15 protein-coding genes and 1 tRNA gene are annotated in these 13,627 nt (G+C 57.6%); 8 read left to right on the forward strand and 8 right to left on the reverse strand.

The annotated features are described in order from the left end of the window. Positions 1-43: 43 nt before the first annotated feature. The 8 genes from PG871_RS20115 to PG871_RS20150 all read left to right on the forward strand — a co-directional run bounded on the left by PG871_RS20115 (position 44) and on the right by PG871_RS20150 (position 8,187). On the forward strand, positions 44-1,183 hold the full coding sequence (locus PG871_RS20115) for a deoxyguanosinetriphosphate triphosphohydrolase (RefSeq protein ID WP_270733038.1): 1,140 nt from the start codon (positions 44-46) through the stop codon (positions 1,181-1,183). A gap of 66 nt (positions 1,184-1,249) precedes the next feature. Then, on the forward strand, positions 1,250-2,998 hold the full coding sequence (gene argS / locus PG871_RS20120) for an arginine--tRNA ligase (RefSeq protein WP_270733040.1): 1,749 nt from the start codon (positions 1,250-1,252) through the stop codon (positions 2,996-2,998). An 83-nt stretch (positions 2,999-3,081) separates the two neighbouring features. After that, on the forward strand, positions 3,082-4,086 hold the full coding sequence (locus PG871_RS20125) for an SPOR domain-containing protein (RefSeq protein WP_270733043.1): 1,005 nt from the start codon (positions 3,082-3,084) through the stop codon (positions 4,084-4,086). A 7-nt stretch (positions 4,087-4,093) separates the two neighbouring features. Continuing rightward, positions 4,094-5,077 (forward strand): glycoside hydrolase family 3 N-terminal domain-containing protein, encoded by a 984-nt coding sequence (locus tag PG871_RS20130; protein WP_270733045.1) that lies wholly within the window; start codon positions 4,094-4,096, stop codon positions 5,075-5,077. A 13-nt stretch (positions 5,078-5,090) separates the two neighbouring features. Further along, positions 5,091-5,915 carry a segregation and condensation protein A gene (locus tag PG871_RS20135; RefSeq protein WP_270733048.1) on the forward strand — a complete coding sequence of 275 codons (825 nt, stop codon included), beginning with the start codon at positions 5,091-5,093 and terminating at the stop codon, positions 5,913-5,915. Next, entirely contained in the window at positions 5,908-6,600 is a 693-nt protein-coding gene (gene scpB / locus PG871_RS20140) for an SMC-Scp complex subunit ScpB (protein ID WP_270733051.1), read from the forward strand. Before PG871_RS20135 ends, scpB begins: the two co-directional genes overlap by 8 nt. 87 nt (positions 6,601-6,687) lie before the next feature. Continuing rightward, positions 6,688-6,906, forward strand: coding sequence for a hypothetical protein (locus PG871_RS20145; RefSeq protein ID WP_270733052.1), 219 nt, complete (start codon positions 6,688-6,690; stop codon positions 6,904-6,906). A 75-nt stretch (positions 6,907-6,981) separates the two neighbouring features. Next, positions 6,982-8,187: a hypothetical protein gene (locus PG871_RS20150; protein WP_270733055.1), complete on the forward strand. Its 1,206-nt coding sequence runs from the start codon at positions 6,982-6,984 to the stop codon at positions 8,185-8,187. Between the two features lie 13 nt (positions 8,188-8,200). Here the strand turns inward: PG871_RS20150 and PG871_RS20155 are convergent, their stop codons facing one another. The 8 genes from PG871_RS20155 to PG871_RS20190 form a co-directional block, all read right to left on the reverse strand. Further along, the gene (locus PG871_RS20155) at positions 8,201-9,277 is read right to left on the reverse strand and encodes a 2'-deoxycytidine 5'-triphosphate deaminase (RefSeq protein ID WP_270733057.1); all 1,077 of its coding nucleotides are present in this window, start codon (positions 9,275-9,277) and stop codon (positions 8,201-8,203) included. Positions 9,278-9,335: 58 nt separating this feature from the next. Then, positions 9,336-9,412 (reverse strand) — tRNA-Pro (locus PG871_RS20160). 59 nt (positions 9,413-9,471) lie between these two features. Next, the gene (locus tag PG871_RS20165) at positions 9,472-10,134 is read right to left on the reverse strand and encodes a MerR family transcriptional regulator (protein ID WP_270733058.1); all 663 of its coding nucleotides are present in this window, start codon (positions 10,132-10,134) and stop codon (positions 9,472-9,474) included. 24 nt (positions 10,135-10,158) lie between these two features. Continuing rightward, entirely contained in the window at positions 10,159-10,461 is a 303-nt protein-coding gene (gene ihfA, locus PG871_RS20170; protein WP_054001604.1) for an integration host factor subunit alpha, read from the reverse strand. Positions 10,462-10,601: 140 nt separating this feature from the next. Next, positions 10,602-11,576 carry a beta-ketoacyl-ACP synthase III gene (locus PG871_RS20175; protein ID WP_270733062.1) on the reverse strand — a complete coding sequence of 325 codons (975 nt, stop codon included), beginning with the start codon at positions 11,574-11,576 and terminating at the stop codon, positions 10,602-10,604. Positions 11,577-11,596: 20 nt separating this feature from the next. Beyond that, a complete protein-coding gene (gene plsX, locus PG871_RS20180) occupies positions 11,597-12,700 on the reverse strand; it encodes a phosphate acyltransferase PlsX (protein ID WP_270733063.1) in 1,104 nt (367 codons plus the stop codon). A 21-nt stretch (positions 12,701-12,721) separates the two neighbouring features. Continuing rightward, a complete protein-coding gene (gene rpmF, locus PG871_RS20185) occupies positions 12,722-12,928 on the reverse strand; it encodes a 50S ribosomal protein L32 (protein WP_054001601.1) in 207 nt (68 codons plus the stop codon). A 139-nt stretch (positions 12,929-13,067) separates the two neighbouring features. Beyond that, on the reverse strand, positions 13,068-13,625 hold the full coding sequence (locus tag PG871_RS20190; RefSeq protein ID WP_270733065.1) for a YceD family protein: 558 nt from the start codon (positions 13,623-13,625) through the stop codon (positions 13,068-13,070). Positions 13,626-13,627: the final 2 nt, after the last annotated feature.

A 13,627-nucleotide genomic window follows, 5' to 3' on the forward strand; every position in this document is an offset into this window, starting at 1 on the left:
TGCAATATAGAAAGGCCAGTAACAGGCTACAAGGACCATCGCCATGCGCGCGCCCTATGCCTCTGATCCGATGACCGCCCGGGGACGGCGGTTTGCGGAAGAGGAAAGCGGTTTTCGCTCCAGCTTTCAGCGGGACCGGGACCGGATTATTCATGCAAGCGCCTTTCGGCGGCTGAAACATAAGACACAGGTGTTTGTTGAACATGAGGGCGATTATTTCCGCACCCGTTTGACGCATTCAATTGAGGTGGCACAAGTCGCGCGCACGATCGCGGGCGCGTTGGGGCTCAATCAGGAACTGACCGAAGGTGTCGCCTTGGCGCATGACCTTGGCCACACGCCTTTCGGGCACACCGGAGAGGACGCGCTGGACCTTTTGATGCAACCCTATGGCGGGTTTGATCACAACGCGCAAGCGGTGCGGATTGTGACGTCTCTGGAGCGCCACTATGCGGATTTTGATGGGTTGAACCTCACTTGGGAAACCCTTGAAGGTATTGCGAAACATAACGGTCCGGTGGTGGGCGATCTGCCTTATGCGCTGGCGGATTATAACGCCGAGCATGATCTGGAATTGCACACCCATGCCAGCGCCGAGGCGCAGGTGGCAGCGTTGTCTGATGACATCGCTTATAACAATCATGATCTGCATGACGGGTTGCGCGCAGGATTGTTTGATGAAGATGCCATCTGTGATCTGCCTATCGTGGGCGCGGCGTTTGCGCAGGTGGATGCAAAGTATCCCGATCTGGAGCCAATCCGGAGACGTCATGAGGCGCTGCGGCGTGTGTTTGGCGTCATGGTTGGCGATGTGATCGACACATCCACTGCGCTGCTTGAGGCCTCTGGCGCGCAGTCGGTCGAGGATGTTCGTCACTTCGGCGCGCCTGTGATCCGGTTCAGTGATGGTCTTTGGCAAGATCTAAAGGTCATTCGCGCCTTTTTGTTCAAACGTATGTATCGCGCGCCATCGGTGATCGAGATGCGCGAAAAGGTTACGGTTGTTGTAGATGATCTGTTCCCGCTCTTTATGCAGAACCCGTCGCTGTTGCCTGACCGATGGCAAGGGGATCTGGACAGTTGTGCCGGTGAAACCGCGGTGGCCCGCAAGGTGTCGGATTATATTTCGGGTATGACCGACCGCTATGCTTTGCAGGAACATGCTCGTTTGCTGGGCAAATGAGCAAGTGACATTGACGTGACGCCTTATGGTGGTAAACCCACCTCAAACCGACAAAGGACTGGTCTAATGAACCTCTTCACCGAGATGCGTGCGCTGGTGATTGAAGCGCTGACTGCGATGCAATCCGAGGGTGTTTTGCCTGAGGGATTGGATTTCAAAAACGTGGCAGTCGAGCCGCCGCGTGATGCTTTGCATGGCGACATGGCGACCAACGCCGCGATGGTGCTGGCAAAACCTGCCAAGATGAAACCCCGCGACATTGCCGATGTTTTGGCAGCGAAGCTGATGGATGATGTGCGCGTAGAAGTGGCCGAAGTGGCTGGTCCCGGCTTTTTGAACATGCGTCTTGCGGCAAACCTTTGGCAGGGCGTGGTCAAGGCCGCGCTTGTGGGGGGCGTTGATTTTGGCCGCTCCGACATGGGCGCTGGCAAATCCGCCAACGTGGAATATGTGTCGGCGAACCCAACCGGCCCGCTGCACGTCGGCCATTGCCGTGGGGCTGTGTTTGGCGACGCGCTGGCCGGATTGTTGGCCTATTGCGGCTATGACGTCACCCGCGAGTATTGGGTCAACGATGCCGGTGGGCAGGTCGACGTGTTGGCGCGCTCGGCTTATGAGCGGTATCGCGAGGCCAACGGGCTTGAGTTTGAAGTCAAGGAAGGTCTCTATCCGGGCGACTATCTTGTGCCCGTGGGCGAGGCTCTGAAAGAAAAGTTCGGCGACAGCTTTATCGACAAACCTGAATCCGATTGGCTTGTGACATTCCGTGACATCACCATGGAAGAGATGCTGCGCCAGATCCGTGAGGATCTTGAGGCGTTGAACGTGAACATGCAGGTCTGGACATCTGAGCGGTCGTATTACGAAAGCGGCAAGATCGAAAAGACGTTGGAAGAATTGCGCGAGATGGGTCTCGTGTATCGGGGTGTGCTTGAGCCGCCAAAGGGCAAGGAGCCCGATGGTTGGGAGCCGCGCGAGCAGACCTTGTTCAAAGCGACCGAGTATGGCGACGACGTCGACCGTCCGGTGCAAAAATCAGACGGCGGGTGGACTTATTTCGCGCCGGATCTGGCCTATCACTATGACAAAGTGAAACGTGGCTTTGACGTTATTATCGATGTCTTTGGTGCTGACCACGGCGGATATGTTAAGCGGATGAAGGCGATTGTCGCCGCGCTGGACACCGAAAAGCGGGTGCATTTTGATATCAAGCTGACCCAGCTGGTGAAACTTTTCAAAAACGGTGAGCCGTTCAAGATGTCAAAGCGGGCAGGGACGTTTATCACCCTGCGCGACGTGATCGAGCAGGTTGGCCCGGATGTGACCCGTTTTGTCATGCTGACACGTCGCAACGACGCGCCACTCGATTTCGATTTTGACAAGGTTCTGGAGCAATCCAAGGACAACCCTGTGTTTTACGTGCAATACGCGCACGCACGGGTGTGTTCGGTGCTGCGCAAGGCCACTGATGCGGGCATCGTCGTGGATGACGCCACTTTGGCGGCGGCTGACCTAACAAAGCTCGGCAGTGATGCAGAGATCACCGTGGCCAAAAAGATCGCGGAATGGCCGCGTTTGGTGGAAATTGCCGGGCGGACCAACGAGCCGCACCGCGTAGCGTTTTATCTCTATGAGCTGGCCAGCGAATTGCATTCCTTGTGGAACAAAGGCAACGACGACACCTCGCTGCGCTTTATCCAAGAGGACGACGCAGAGACCAGTCAGGCGAAAATTGCGCTGGCACGGTCCGTGGCCGTTGTTATTTCTGCAGGTCTTGGTATTCTGGGCGTAACACCAGCGCAAGAGATGCGGTAGTCAAGCTGCACGTCGCGCGGGTTTTGAGGAACTAGGCAAGACGACTCCGCCGGCAATGTATCGGCGTGGGCAGCGAGGCGAATATGGCAGACTATCCCGTGGATGGTATGGTTGGGCGCGAGGCAACTCGGCCTGTTAATCGGGCGTATGATGCGCCCGTGGGCAGCGGTGGTGCGGCCAATCTGGTGAACAAGGCCGGCGGGCTGGTGTCCGTTGGTTTGGTCATCGGCGCTTGCGTTTGGGGATTTCAAATCCTGTCGCGAGACGTGAGTGGCGTGCCTGTGGTGCGTGCGCTTGAGGGACCAATGCGCATTCAGCCCGAAGATCCAGGTGGCAGCCAGGCCGACCATCAGGGACTGGCGGTGAACAATGTCGCCGCCGAAGGGTCAGCCGCGAAACCGGCAGACCGTCTTGTTGTGGCGCCACCGCCGATCTCGATTGACAGCGAGGCGCCACGGGTACGGGCCGCCGTCGTGTCGCCGGTCGAGAGTGATGACTTGCAGGAAATAGAAGTGGCTGCGGTTGCGCCGATTGTTGCGCCCGAGCCGATCGATGCGAGCAAGGCTTTGAGTGTTGAGGAACTGGCGGCGCAGTTGGCAGCGGGTGTCGCACCGCTGAGCGGTGAGGTCGACGACAGCGCGCCGGTGAAAGTGTCGCTGTCAGATGTGGATGAACTTATCAAAGAGATTGCAGAGCCGTCGAAACCGGTGATCAAGGGTGGGCTGAAACGCTCGTTGCGTCCGGTCTTGCGGCCCGCGGACTTGGGGACACGCACAGCATCCGCAACGCCTGCCATCGAGACCGCGCCTAAAACCATGGATGCAGCCGACATTCCGGCTGGCACCCGCATGGTGCAACTTGGCGCATTTGCCAGCCCCGAGATTGCCTCGCGGGAGTGGGACAAGCTGTTAGGTCGGTTTGATGCCTACCTCAGTGGCAAAACCCGGGTGATTCAGAAAGCCAGCAGTGGTGGGCGGACGTTTTATCGGTTGCGCGCGATGGGCTTTGCCGATGTTTCAGCTGCCCGACGTTTGTGTTCCGCTTTGAAGGCGGAAAACGCAGATTGTATCCCCGTAACCACCCGATGAGGGCGTGATGGACCGGTTTGGCGCGACGATTTTTGGCTGTGAAGGCTTGCAGTTAAGTGGCGAAGAACGCGCCTTCTTCCGCGATGTTCGACCGTTCGGATTTATCCTGTTTGGCCGCAACATCGAAAGTGCTGATCAGGTGCGAGCATTGTGCGAGGATTTGCGAGCCTGCGTGCCGCATCATGCGCCGATCCTGATTGATCAGGAAGGAGGGCGGGTTCAGCGGTTTCGCGCCCCTTTGGCGTCCGAATTTCTCCCGCCATTGGAGCAAGTTGTTGCGGCAGGCGAAAATGCCGAGCGCGCAATGTATCTGCGGTATCGCATTATCGCGCACGAGCTTTTGTCGTTGGGTTTAGACGCCAACTGCGCACCCATGGTGGATGTGGCGCATAAAGGCACGCATCCGTTTCTTAAGAACCGCTGCTATGGCTATGATTCTGATAGTGTTTCTCGCATTGGTCGTGCAGTGGCTGACGGGCTTTCCGACGGGGGTGTTCTGCCTGTGGTCAAACACATGCCCGGACATGGGCGTGCCGTTGTGGACAGTCATTTTGACTTGCCAACTGTCGCCGCGCCAGTCGAGGAATTGGACGCGGATTTCGCACCGTTCAAGGCGCTTAGCGACCTGCCGATGGGGATGACGGCGCATCTGGTCTATGAGGCGATTGACGCAGCGCCAGCCACGACCTCGGCCAAGATGATGCAGCTGATCCGCGACGTCATCGGCTTTGGCGGGCTGATTATGACGGACGACATAAATATGAAGGCGCTTAAGGGGTCGTTGGGGGCGCTGTCGCGCGCCAGTATCGACGCAGGCTGTGACGTGGTTTTGCATTGCAACGGTGACTTTGCAGAGATGCAGGAGGTGGCGCAGGCGACTGGTGAGATGACAGACGCGGCCCAAATACGGGCTGAGGCGGCTTTGGCTGCGCGCAAATCGCCCGATACGGTTGACATTGAAGCGCTCTCTGCCGAACTTAAAGCGTTCTAAAGCAGGCAGAGGCATGGCCGAAAATCTTTTTGATGACGCAGCACCGGAGGGTGCCGACACGCTGGTGGGCGGGGTCTCTGTGGCTGACCGCTTGGTGGCGGAGGCGTTGATCATTGATGTGGACGGTTTTGAGGGGCCGCTGGACCTTTTGCTGACGTTGTCGCGGACGCAAAAAGTGGACCTGCGAAAGATTTCGATTTTGCACCTGGCGCAACAGTATCTGGCCTTCGTCGAGAAAGCCAAAGCGTTGCGGTTGGAGCTGGCGGCGGACTATCTAGTGATGGCTGCGTGGTTGGCGTTTCTCAAATCACGCCTGTTGTTGCCGCCTGATCCGTCTGAGGAGGGGCCGTCCGGCGAGGAATTGGCGGCACATTTGGCATTTCAGCTGGAGCGGTTGCAGGCGATGCGCGATGCAGCGGCCAAGTTGATGGCGCGGGACAGACTGGGGCGCGACTTCTTTCAGCGTGGCGTTCCGGAAAGTGTCGAGCGCGTCCGGCGTGTGACCTTTACTGCGACGTTGCTGGATCTCATGCAGGGTTATGCACGGCTGCGCACGCGCGATGAGTTCCGCCCGTTTGTGATGGACCGCGAGTCGGTGTTCACCATGGAAGAAGCGTTGGAACGTATGCGGCGCCTGATTGGGTTTGCGGGAAACTGGACCGACATCATGAGCTATTTGCCGGAAGGCTGGGAAGACGACCCTGTTAAGCGACGCTCGGCCACGGCTTCGACCTTTGCGGCATCGCTGGAGTTGGCCAAAGAAGGCAAGGTTCTGATCCGCCAGACAGAGACATTTGCGCCGATCCAAGTGCGCCGACGGGAAGACAGGGATGACTGAAGACAACGACGAGAAGATCGAGGCGCAAGTGGCTGAAGAGCAAGAAGAAAGCCTGTTTGATGCCCCGCCGATCGCAGAGCAGGAACGGATGTGTGAGGCGATTTTGTTTGCCTCTGCTGAGCCTGTGACGATCAAGGATATGAATGCGCGCATGCCGCATGGTTGCGATGCGGCAGAGGCGATGGTGCATCTGCGCAAACGCTATGAGGGGCGCGGCGTGCAGGTGGTCAAAGTGGGAGACACTTGGGCCATGCGCACGGCGCCGGATCTCGGGTTTCTGATGCAGAAAGAAACGGTCGAGACACGCAAGCTGAGCCGTGCGGCGATCGAGACACTGGCAATCATTGCCTATCACCAACCGGTTACACGGGCGGAAATAGAAGAAATCCGTGGTGTGAGCGTCAGCCGTGGTACGGTTGATCAGTTGCTTGAGATGGAGTGGATCCGCTTTGGCCGTCGCAAAATGACACCAGGCAGGCCTGTGACATTCGTAGTGACGTCCGAGTTTCTGGATCACTTCGGACTTGCCAGTGCACGCGATTTGCCGGGCTTGAAAGAGCTGCGGGCCGCCGGTTTGTTGGAGAACCGCCCACCGCCCGGTGTCATGCCCTTTGGCGAGTCCTCAGAGGACGACGAGGACGATGACGAAGTGATCGAAGGGCAGTCGGAATTGTTTGAAGACTGAAGACAATCGGGCTCTAACGGCTTCGTTGGCCTTAAATTCGGCACAATTTGCGCTTAGGTAGCGCATGAGCAGACTGGGAGTTTTGCAATGAACGTCGAGCAGATCATCAAGATGATTACCCGAACCATCATGCGCCGCGCGGTGAATGGTGGCATTAATGCAGGCATTAATGCGGTGTCTGGCAAAGGCCAGAAGCAGGCAAATAATGGTGGCGGACAAAACGGCGGACGCCCTGTGCAGGGTCAGAACGGTGCCAAACAAGCGAAGCAGGCGATGCGCATGATGCGCCGCATGAACAAGATGTAAGAGCGCTTCGCCGCCGCTAAATTGATGTCGCCTTGGTTGTGTGGTATGAGCGACCACACCATTAAGGCGATTTTTATGTCAAATACTCAAAACCAAGACCACGGTTCCGGATATTGGCTGGGGACGTTGGTTGTGGCCCTATACATATTCTTTGTGATGTGGGTTTTTGCCGGATTTGCAACCTACATCTACCGATCTGACTGGCAGGCAAAGCTTGCCGACGTCGATGACAATTCCCACGATTTGGACAGTCTGATTTTCGCGGTCCAACAAGAAGCTGCCCTGAACCGGAAGATGGCGGAACTGGACGCGCTCTTGCCCGGCGCTGAACAGGCTGAGGTTAAGGAAATAAATCTTGTCATCACAAAGAAGGACGCCTTGTCTGAACTCTTGAGCGAGAGAACCGCGGATTCACAGCGGGCCTTGGCGGAATTCGCAGGATTTGTGGAGTACCTTCAAGACAAAGAGCACAGGGATCTTCGCGCTATTCTTGCGGGTCAGGACAAGGACCATTTTGCCAAAGCATCAGATGCAATCATCGTTCTCAAAGATGCGCCTCTTCCGGTGAATCTGTCTGATGATCGCCGACAAAGGCTGGTGGATCGGATTGGTCATTATTCCGCTCAGTTCGATCGGTATCGAGAGCGTGAGGCCAAAATGAATGCCGACCTGGAAATGCACCAGGAAAAGAGCTCTGACGCGGCGATGAAAGCGACGCGCTTACGGGATGTGAAAACTGCCGCCGAGATCGAGTTGAATGCAATAGAAACGTCGTATGAGGCCAACATCGTTACGGCGCGCGCGCGTTACAACGCTTTGGATACAAAGCTTTTGTTCGGGGGCAAGACCTTGCAAAGAATGGTGACCTTTCCCACGATTTTCCTCACACTGATTGTCACGATGGCGGCAGGTGGATTGGGCGCGGTTGTTTCGTTTTCACGGCGTTATCATTCCCAGAACGTCTCGATGAGCACACCGAAGCTTTTTGTCAAAGTTGGTGAAGGGATCGCCGCAGCCATTGCGATCTTTTTGTTTTCCGGCGCTGGCATGTTGGCTTTGACACAGGGCGGGGGCAATGGAAACGCGGTTGAGTTGAGCCCGTATACCGTGGCGTTTGTCGCATTTCTTTCCGGCTTTATGGCGGAGGACGCCTTTAAGAAAATCCAAGCTGAGGGCGCACGGATATTTGGGAACGGGGACGTGGACGATCCCGAAGGCGATCTCGACGCCGAGGCCGGTGAGAACGGTGAGGCTGGCGCCACGCCCGTTGCACCCGGCTAAACCGCTTAAGCGCTTAAGCGCTTTTGAAGTGTTTGGAAAGTTTCAGGCCCTGACCTTGATAGTTTGACGCGATGCCCGCGCCGTAAAGCTGGTCGGGCACGTCGGCCATGCGTTCATAAACCAACCGGCCGACAACTTGGCCGTGTTCCAACACAAAGGGTGCCTCGTGGCAGCGCACTTCGAGCACACCCCGAGAACCTGTGCCTCCCACTGCGCCGTGGCCAAATCCTGGGTCAAAGAATCCGGCGTAGTGGACGCGAAATTCCCCGACCATAGCCAAAAACGGAGCCATTTCAGCCGCATATGCAGGTGGAATGTGCACGGCTTCGCGGCTCACCAAGATATAGAACGCGCCGGGATCAAGGATGATTTTACCATCTGAGGCATGCAATTCTTCCCAATAGTCGGCGGGGTCGTAGTGGCCGATGTTGTCCAAATCGACGACGCCTGTATGCGGTTTGGCGCGATATCCCACGAGCGTGCCGGAGGCGGGTTTCAGATCGACAGAGAACCCGAGGCCGTCGTCAATCACCGCCTCGCCATCCACCAGCGGGCTTCGGTTATGTAGGGTACGCAGATCGGCGTCGGTTAGCGTGCTCTGTCCTTTGCGGAACCGAATTTGGTTCAGACGCATGCCGGGGCGCACCAACACGGAAAAGCTGCGCGGGCAAATTTCGGCATAAAGTGGGCCGCTATAGCCCGCGTTGATGCGGTCAAATTCGGTGCCGCCATCGGTGATGGTGCGGGTCAGAAGGTCAAGCCGTCCTGTTGAGCTTTTGGCATTGGCCACGGCCTGCACGTCATCGGGCAGGGCAAGGCTTTCCATCAGAGGCACGACGTAGACGCAGCCCTTTTCCAGCACGGCGCCGTTGGTCAGATCGATGCGGTGCATCTCAAATTCAGACAACCGGTCGGTGACGGTGCAGTCCTGGCCCGACAGGAAAGACGCCCGCACGCGATAGGCCACAGTGCCAAGACGCAAGTCGAGAGACGCAGGTTGCACCTGACCTTCGGCAGGAGGCTGCGTGACCGAAATCTCACCAGATGTCAGCATGTTTTCAATGGTTTGGCTGGGCAATACGCCAGTCATCGTCGTCCCCCCGGATACAAAAAACGCCCGGGCCTTGCGGCACACGGGCGGTTCTTAATGGTCGGGCTAGCAGGACTCGAACCTGCGACCTTCCGTCCCCCAGACGGACGCGCTACCAGGCTGCGCCATAGCCCGACGATGGGCTGTTCATAACGAAATTGCGGGCGGGGGCAAGTCAAAAATAGCAACTTTTCTCAGGCCTGTTCGGTTTCCTGTGGCGCCTCAAAGAGGGCTTGGAAACGGGCGACCAGGTCTGCGGCCTCGGTGGCCTGAGTGGGGTGTATATGCGTGGCGGTGCGCATAAGTACCAGAAAGTCCTCGAGCGCTTCGTCAGGATCGGAAACCGTGTTTTCAGCGGGGTCGCTCGCAACAGGTGGCGATGCATCAGTCGCGACTGGTGTTTGCGCGGCAGCCCTGTCTTCTGCTTCGCGCTCTGCTGGTTCGTCATCAGCCACGGCCGCTTCCACGGCGTCTGATCCAGATGCGCTCTCGGTCGCATCAAGCAAAGGTGTGTCTATCATCACCTGAGGCTCATGCTCATCACTTGTGGCCGTGGCTTCGACTTCCGCGCCGTGCGCTTCGTCCAGAGAATGAGACAGGGAGGAGACATGTTTGATGCCTTGCTCGCGCAGCAATTTCTGCGCGCCTTTGATGGTCAGACCATCATCGTGCAGTAGCTTTTTGATGCCGCCCAAAAGCAACATGTCCTGAGGTCGGTAATAGCGGCGGCCGCCGGCGCGTTTTACGGGTTTGACCTGAGAAAACTTGCTTTCCCAGAACCTCAAAACATGCGCCTGAATGTCGAGCCACTCGGCGACTTCGCTTATGGTGCGAAACGCATCGCGGGATTTGGCCATACCTGCCGCCTCAAGGTTGAACTGTTACTTTTTATTGCCAGCCGCCACGCGATCTTTCATCAGATGCGAAGGCCGGAAAGTCAGGACACGGCGTGGGTTGATTGGAACTTCCTCACCGGTTTTTGGGTTGCGACCGACGCGGGCCGCTTTGTCACGCACGCTAAAGGTGCCAAACGAGGAGATCTTGACCTGTTCGCCGCGCACTAGCGCGTCAGACATGTGGTCGAGCACGCTCTCTACCAGTTGTGCCGAGTCGTTGCGGGACAGGCCCACTTCGCGAAAAACGGCTTCACTGAGATCCATGCGGGTCAATGTCTTGTCGGTCATCTTCTCCCCCTTTTTTCAATGTATTGTAGGAGAATAGGGGAAAGGGAAATTCCGAGTCAATGACAGAAGGCGCGCGCAGGCGATTATCTGCGAGTTTCCACAATGGGTTAGGAGGTTTTCTTTGGCAAAGACTGGTGATTTTACCAGCGCAGCGCGACGGCGCCCCACGCGAGACCACCGCCGATGGCTTCGGCCACCAGCAAATCGCCCTTTTTGATTTTGCCTTGCGCAACGCCAACTGACATCGCCAGAGGAATGGACGCCGCAGACGTATTGCCGTGGTCCTGAACCGTGACTATCACCCGCTCCATTGGCACGCCGAGCTTTTTGGCGGTGCCCTGAATGATGCGAATATTGGCCTGATGTGGAACAATCCAATCGACGGAGTTGTCATCCAAGCCGACTTTGGTCAAGGCTGCTGTTGCGGTTGAGGTAAGCTTCTCAACCGCTTGACGGAAAAGGGGATTTCCCTGCATTCGCAGTTTGCCGGATGTGCCGGTGGAGCTGACACCGCCGTCGACATAGAGCATGTCGCGGTAACGGCCGTCGCTGTTGAGGTCGCTGGACAACACTCCGCGGTCTTGGGTGGTTCCATCGCCTTCTTGCGCTTCTAGGACCAAGGCGCCGGCGCCGTCACCAAACAGCACGCAGGTGGCGCGGTCGGTCCAGTCCATGATGCGCGAAAAGGTTTCTGCACCAATCACCAACACGCGTTTGGCCTGTCCGGAGACAACAAGCGCGTTGGCGTTGGTGAGAGCATAGATAAATCCGGCGCAAACTGCTTGAACGTCAAAGCCAAAGCCGCGTGTCATGCCGATCTTTTCCTGAATCATCGTCGCAACGGACGGAAACGTCAGATCAGGAGTCGAGGTGGCCACAACGATGGCGTCAATGTCGTCAGGCACCAGACCGGCGTTTTTGAGCGCGGCTGTGGCGGCTTGTGCGCCCAGCATTGAGGTGGTTTCGCCCTCTGCCGCAAAGTGGCGGCGCTCAATGCCTGAGCGGGTGCGAATCCATTCGTCGGTGGTGTCGAGAGATTGCTCAAATTCCGAGTTGGGAACGACCCGTTCCGGCAAGTAGTGGCCAACGCCAATCACTACGGCGCGTGTCGTCATATCGGTGCCTAGCTTTATTGTTATTCGTTTTCGTCGGCCGAAGTCGACGTTGGGTCATCTTGCGGCAGGGATACAGCGGATGCAACCCGCGCTGCAAGCCTTTCTGAAAAGCCGGACTGACCGAGTTTGAAAGCAAGTTTGACGGCCGCGCTGACACCGGTCGCGTCGGAAGAGCCGTGGGATTTCACAACCGTGCCGTTCAGGCCGAGGAAAACGCCTCCGTTCACGCGACGGGGATCAATGCGTTTGTTCAGGCGGTTGAGCGAGGTGTAAGCCATAATCGCGGCGAGCCGCGACAGGGGCGAGAACTTGAAGGCCTCGCGCAGCAGGGCGCCAATCATGCCAGCGGTGCCTTCGCCGGTTTTCAGCGCCACATTGCCGGTAAAGCCGTCGGTTACGATCACGTCTACTTTGTCACCGGGCAGGTCGGTGCCTTCGACAAAGCCTGCAAATTCATAGTTGGAACTATCGGCGTTGCGCGCCATCAAATCATGCGCAGCTTTTAGTTCAGCACGGCCTTTGTGCTCTTCTGTGCCGACGTTCAGCAGGCCAACGCGGGGATGGGCCACTTCCATGCCGTTACGGGCATAAGACGCCCCCATAAGCGCGTATTGCAGCAGATCGCCTTCGTCGGCGCGGATGTCGGCGCCGCCGTCCAGGAGAATGTTGAAACCTTGCGGGTTTTTACATGGCCACAGCACGGCAATTGCCGGACGGTTCACGCCGGGCAACTTGCGCAGACGGACCACCGACAACATCATCAGCGCACCGGTGTTGCCGCAGCTGACGACAGCGGCAGCTTCGCCGCTGCGCACGGATTCGATGGCAGACCACATCGATGTGGACTTGCCTTGGCGCATCACCTGAGAAGGCTTGGCATCCATCGAGGCCACGTCGGGGGCATCGCGAAATTCAACTCGGCCGTCCAGATTGCGCTTGCGTGCCACCAAGGCGCGTAGCTGCTCTTCTGGTCCGTGCAGAATAAAGGCGATGTCGGGATTCTTTTTCGCGGAAAGCGAAATGCCGGCAACAATTGCTGCCGGCCCGCGGTCGCCACCCATGGCGTCAACGGAGATCACCGTGCGCCCGGTGTCGGAGTTTGCAGTTTGAGTCAAACCTGACATACGGGCGCGGATCTCAATTGTTTATGCTGCGTCGTCGTCCAGGTCGACGTCGTCAACCATCGCAACGACTTCGCGGTCGTCGTAGTGGCCGCAGGACGCACAGACGTGGTGAGGGCGTTTCAGCTCGCCACAGTTGGGGCATTCGTTGGGGTTGCCGGCAACCAGCGCGTCATGTGCACGGCGGTTGTTGCGGCGCGATTTCGATACTTTGTTCTGCTGGACAGCCATTGTCGCAACCTTCGATATATTGGGGCGTCGTGCCCGTTTCCGTGAGCGTCCCGGGGCAATACGCGGTCTGCGTGCCCGAGTCGACATGTAATTCCTAATGAGCGCGCGAAAATACTGTTATTTCTGCGCTGCGCAAGCCCTATTCGTCCTCTGCTGATCCGAGTTTGTCCCGAAGAGCAGCAAGCGACGCGAAGGGGCGCGCCTCTTGGTCGGTCATGGCCTGTTTTCCAGGCTCAGTAAAGACCGCATTCTCCATTTCCGCATTATCTTCACGGGGAAATTGTGGGAGATTCAGCGCCAATGCTTCGTAAAGCACGGCAGAAACGTCTATTTCGCTGCCCAGAAGCTCGGCGTTCTCGTCTTCGGGCATTTCAACTTCTTCGTCTTCAGGCTGATCCGGCACTTGAGCAAGATAGCGCCGTTCAACGGAGGCCTCGATCCGGGTGGTCACCGGTTTGAGCGTGACGACACAGGGCTGAACCACCGTGGCGCCGAGTCGGGCCGTGAGCGCCCAGTCGGTTTTGCCGTCGGCCTGAATGCGGCCGATCAAGGTGGTTTTGCGCAGGTCAAGCAGATCAAAGTCGGCAGCAATCGCCGCCAGCTCTGCCTTGGTGGGGCGAAGCTCAAACGGCTGCGGCTGATTCTGCGGCAGGGTGCGGACCTTGAAGACAGGTCCTTGGCTGGAGGTGTTTTGCATTT

It is taken from the genome of Shimia sp. Alg240-R146, assembly GCF_947331465.1.
Taxonomy (GTDB): domain Bacteria; phylum Pseudomonadota; class Alphaproteobacteria; order Rhodobacterales; family Rhodobacteraceae; genus Shimia.

What these genes read in the sequence shown, in the direction of transcription:
- PG871_RS20115 (WP_270733038.1), top strand. Translation starts at nt 44, where the DNA reads ATGCGCGCGCCCTATGCCTCTGATCCGATGACCGCCCGGGGACGGCGG.
- argS (WP_270733040.1), top strand. Translation starts at nt 1,250, where the DNA reads ATGAACCTCTTCACCGAGATGCGTGCGCTGGTGATTGAAGCGCTGACT.
- PG871_RS20125 (WP_270733043.1), top strand. Translation starts at nt 3,082, where the DNA reads ATGGCAGACTATCCCGTGGATGGTATGGTTGGGCGCGAGGCAACTCGG.
- PG871_RS20130 (WP_270733045.1), top strand. Translation starts at nt 4,094, where the DNA reads ATGGACCGGTTTGGCGCGACGATTTTTGGCTGTGAAGGCTTGCAGTTA.
- PG871_RS20135 (WP_270733048.1), top strand. Translation starts at nt 5,091, where the DNA reads ATGGCCGAAAATCTTTTTGATGACGCAGCACCGGAGGGTGCCGACACG.
- scpB (WP_270733051.1), top strand. Translation starts at nt 5,908, where the DNA reads ATGACTGAAGACAACGACGAGAAGATCGAGGCGCAAGTGGCTGAAGAG.
- PG871_RS20145 (WP_270733052.1), top strand. Translation starts at nt 6,688, where the DNA reads ATGAACGTCGAGCAGATCATCAAGATGATTACCCGAACCATCATGCGC.
- PG871_RS20150 (WP_270733055.1), top strand. Translation starts at nt 6,982, where the DNA reads ATGTCAAATACTCAAAACCAAGACCACGGTTCCGGATATTGGCTGGGG.
- PG871_RS20155 (WP_270733057.1), bottom strand. Translation starts at nt 9,277, where the DNA reads ATGACTGGCGTATTGCCCAGCCAAACCATTGAAAACATGCTGACATCT.
- PG871_RS20165 (WP_270733058.1), bottom strand. Translation starts at nt 10,134, where the DNA reads ATGGCCAAATCCCGCGATGCGTTTCGCACCATAAGCGAAGTCGCCGAG.
- ihfA (WP_054001604.1), bottom strand. Translation starts at nt 10,461, where the DNA reads ATGACCGACAAGACATTGACCCGCATGGATCTCAGTGAAGCCGTTTTT.
- PG871_RS20175 (WP_270733062.1), bottom strand. Translation starts at nt 11,576, where the DNA reads ATGACGACACGCGCCGTAGTGATTGGCGTTGGCCACTACTTGCCGGAA.
- plsX (WP_270733063.1), bottom strand. Translation starts at nt 12,700, where the DNA reads ATGTCAGGTTTGACTCAAACTGCAAACTCCGACACCGGGCGCACGGTG.
- rpmF (WP_054001601.1), bottom strand. Translation starts at nt 12,928, where the DNA reads ATGGCTGTCCAGCAGAACAAAGTATCGAAATCGCGCCGCAACAACCGC.
- PG871_RS20190 (WP_270733065.1), bottom strand. Translation starts at nt 13,625, where the DNA reads ATGCAAAACACCTCCAGCCAAGGACCTGTCTTCAAGGTCCGCACCCTG.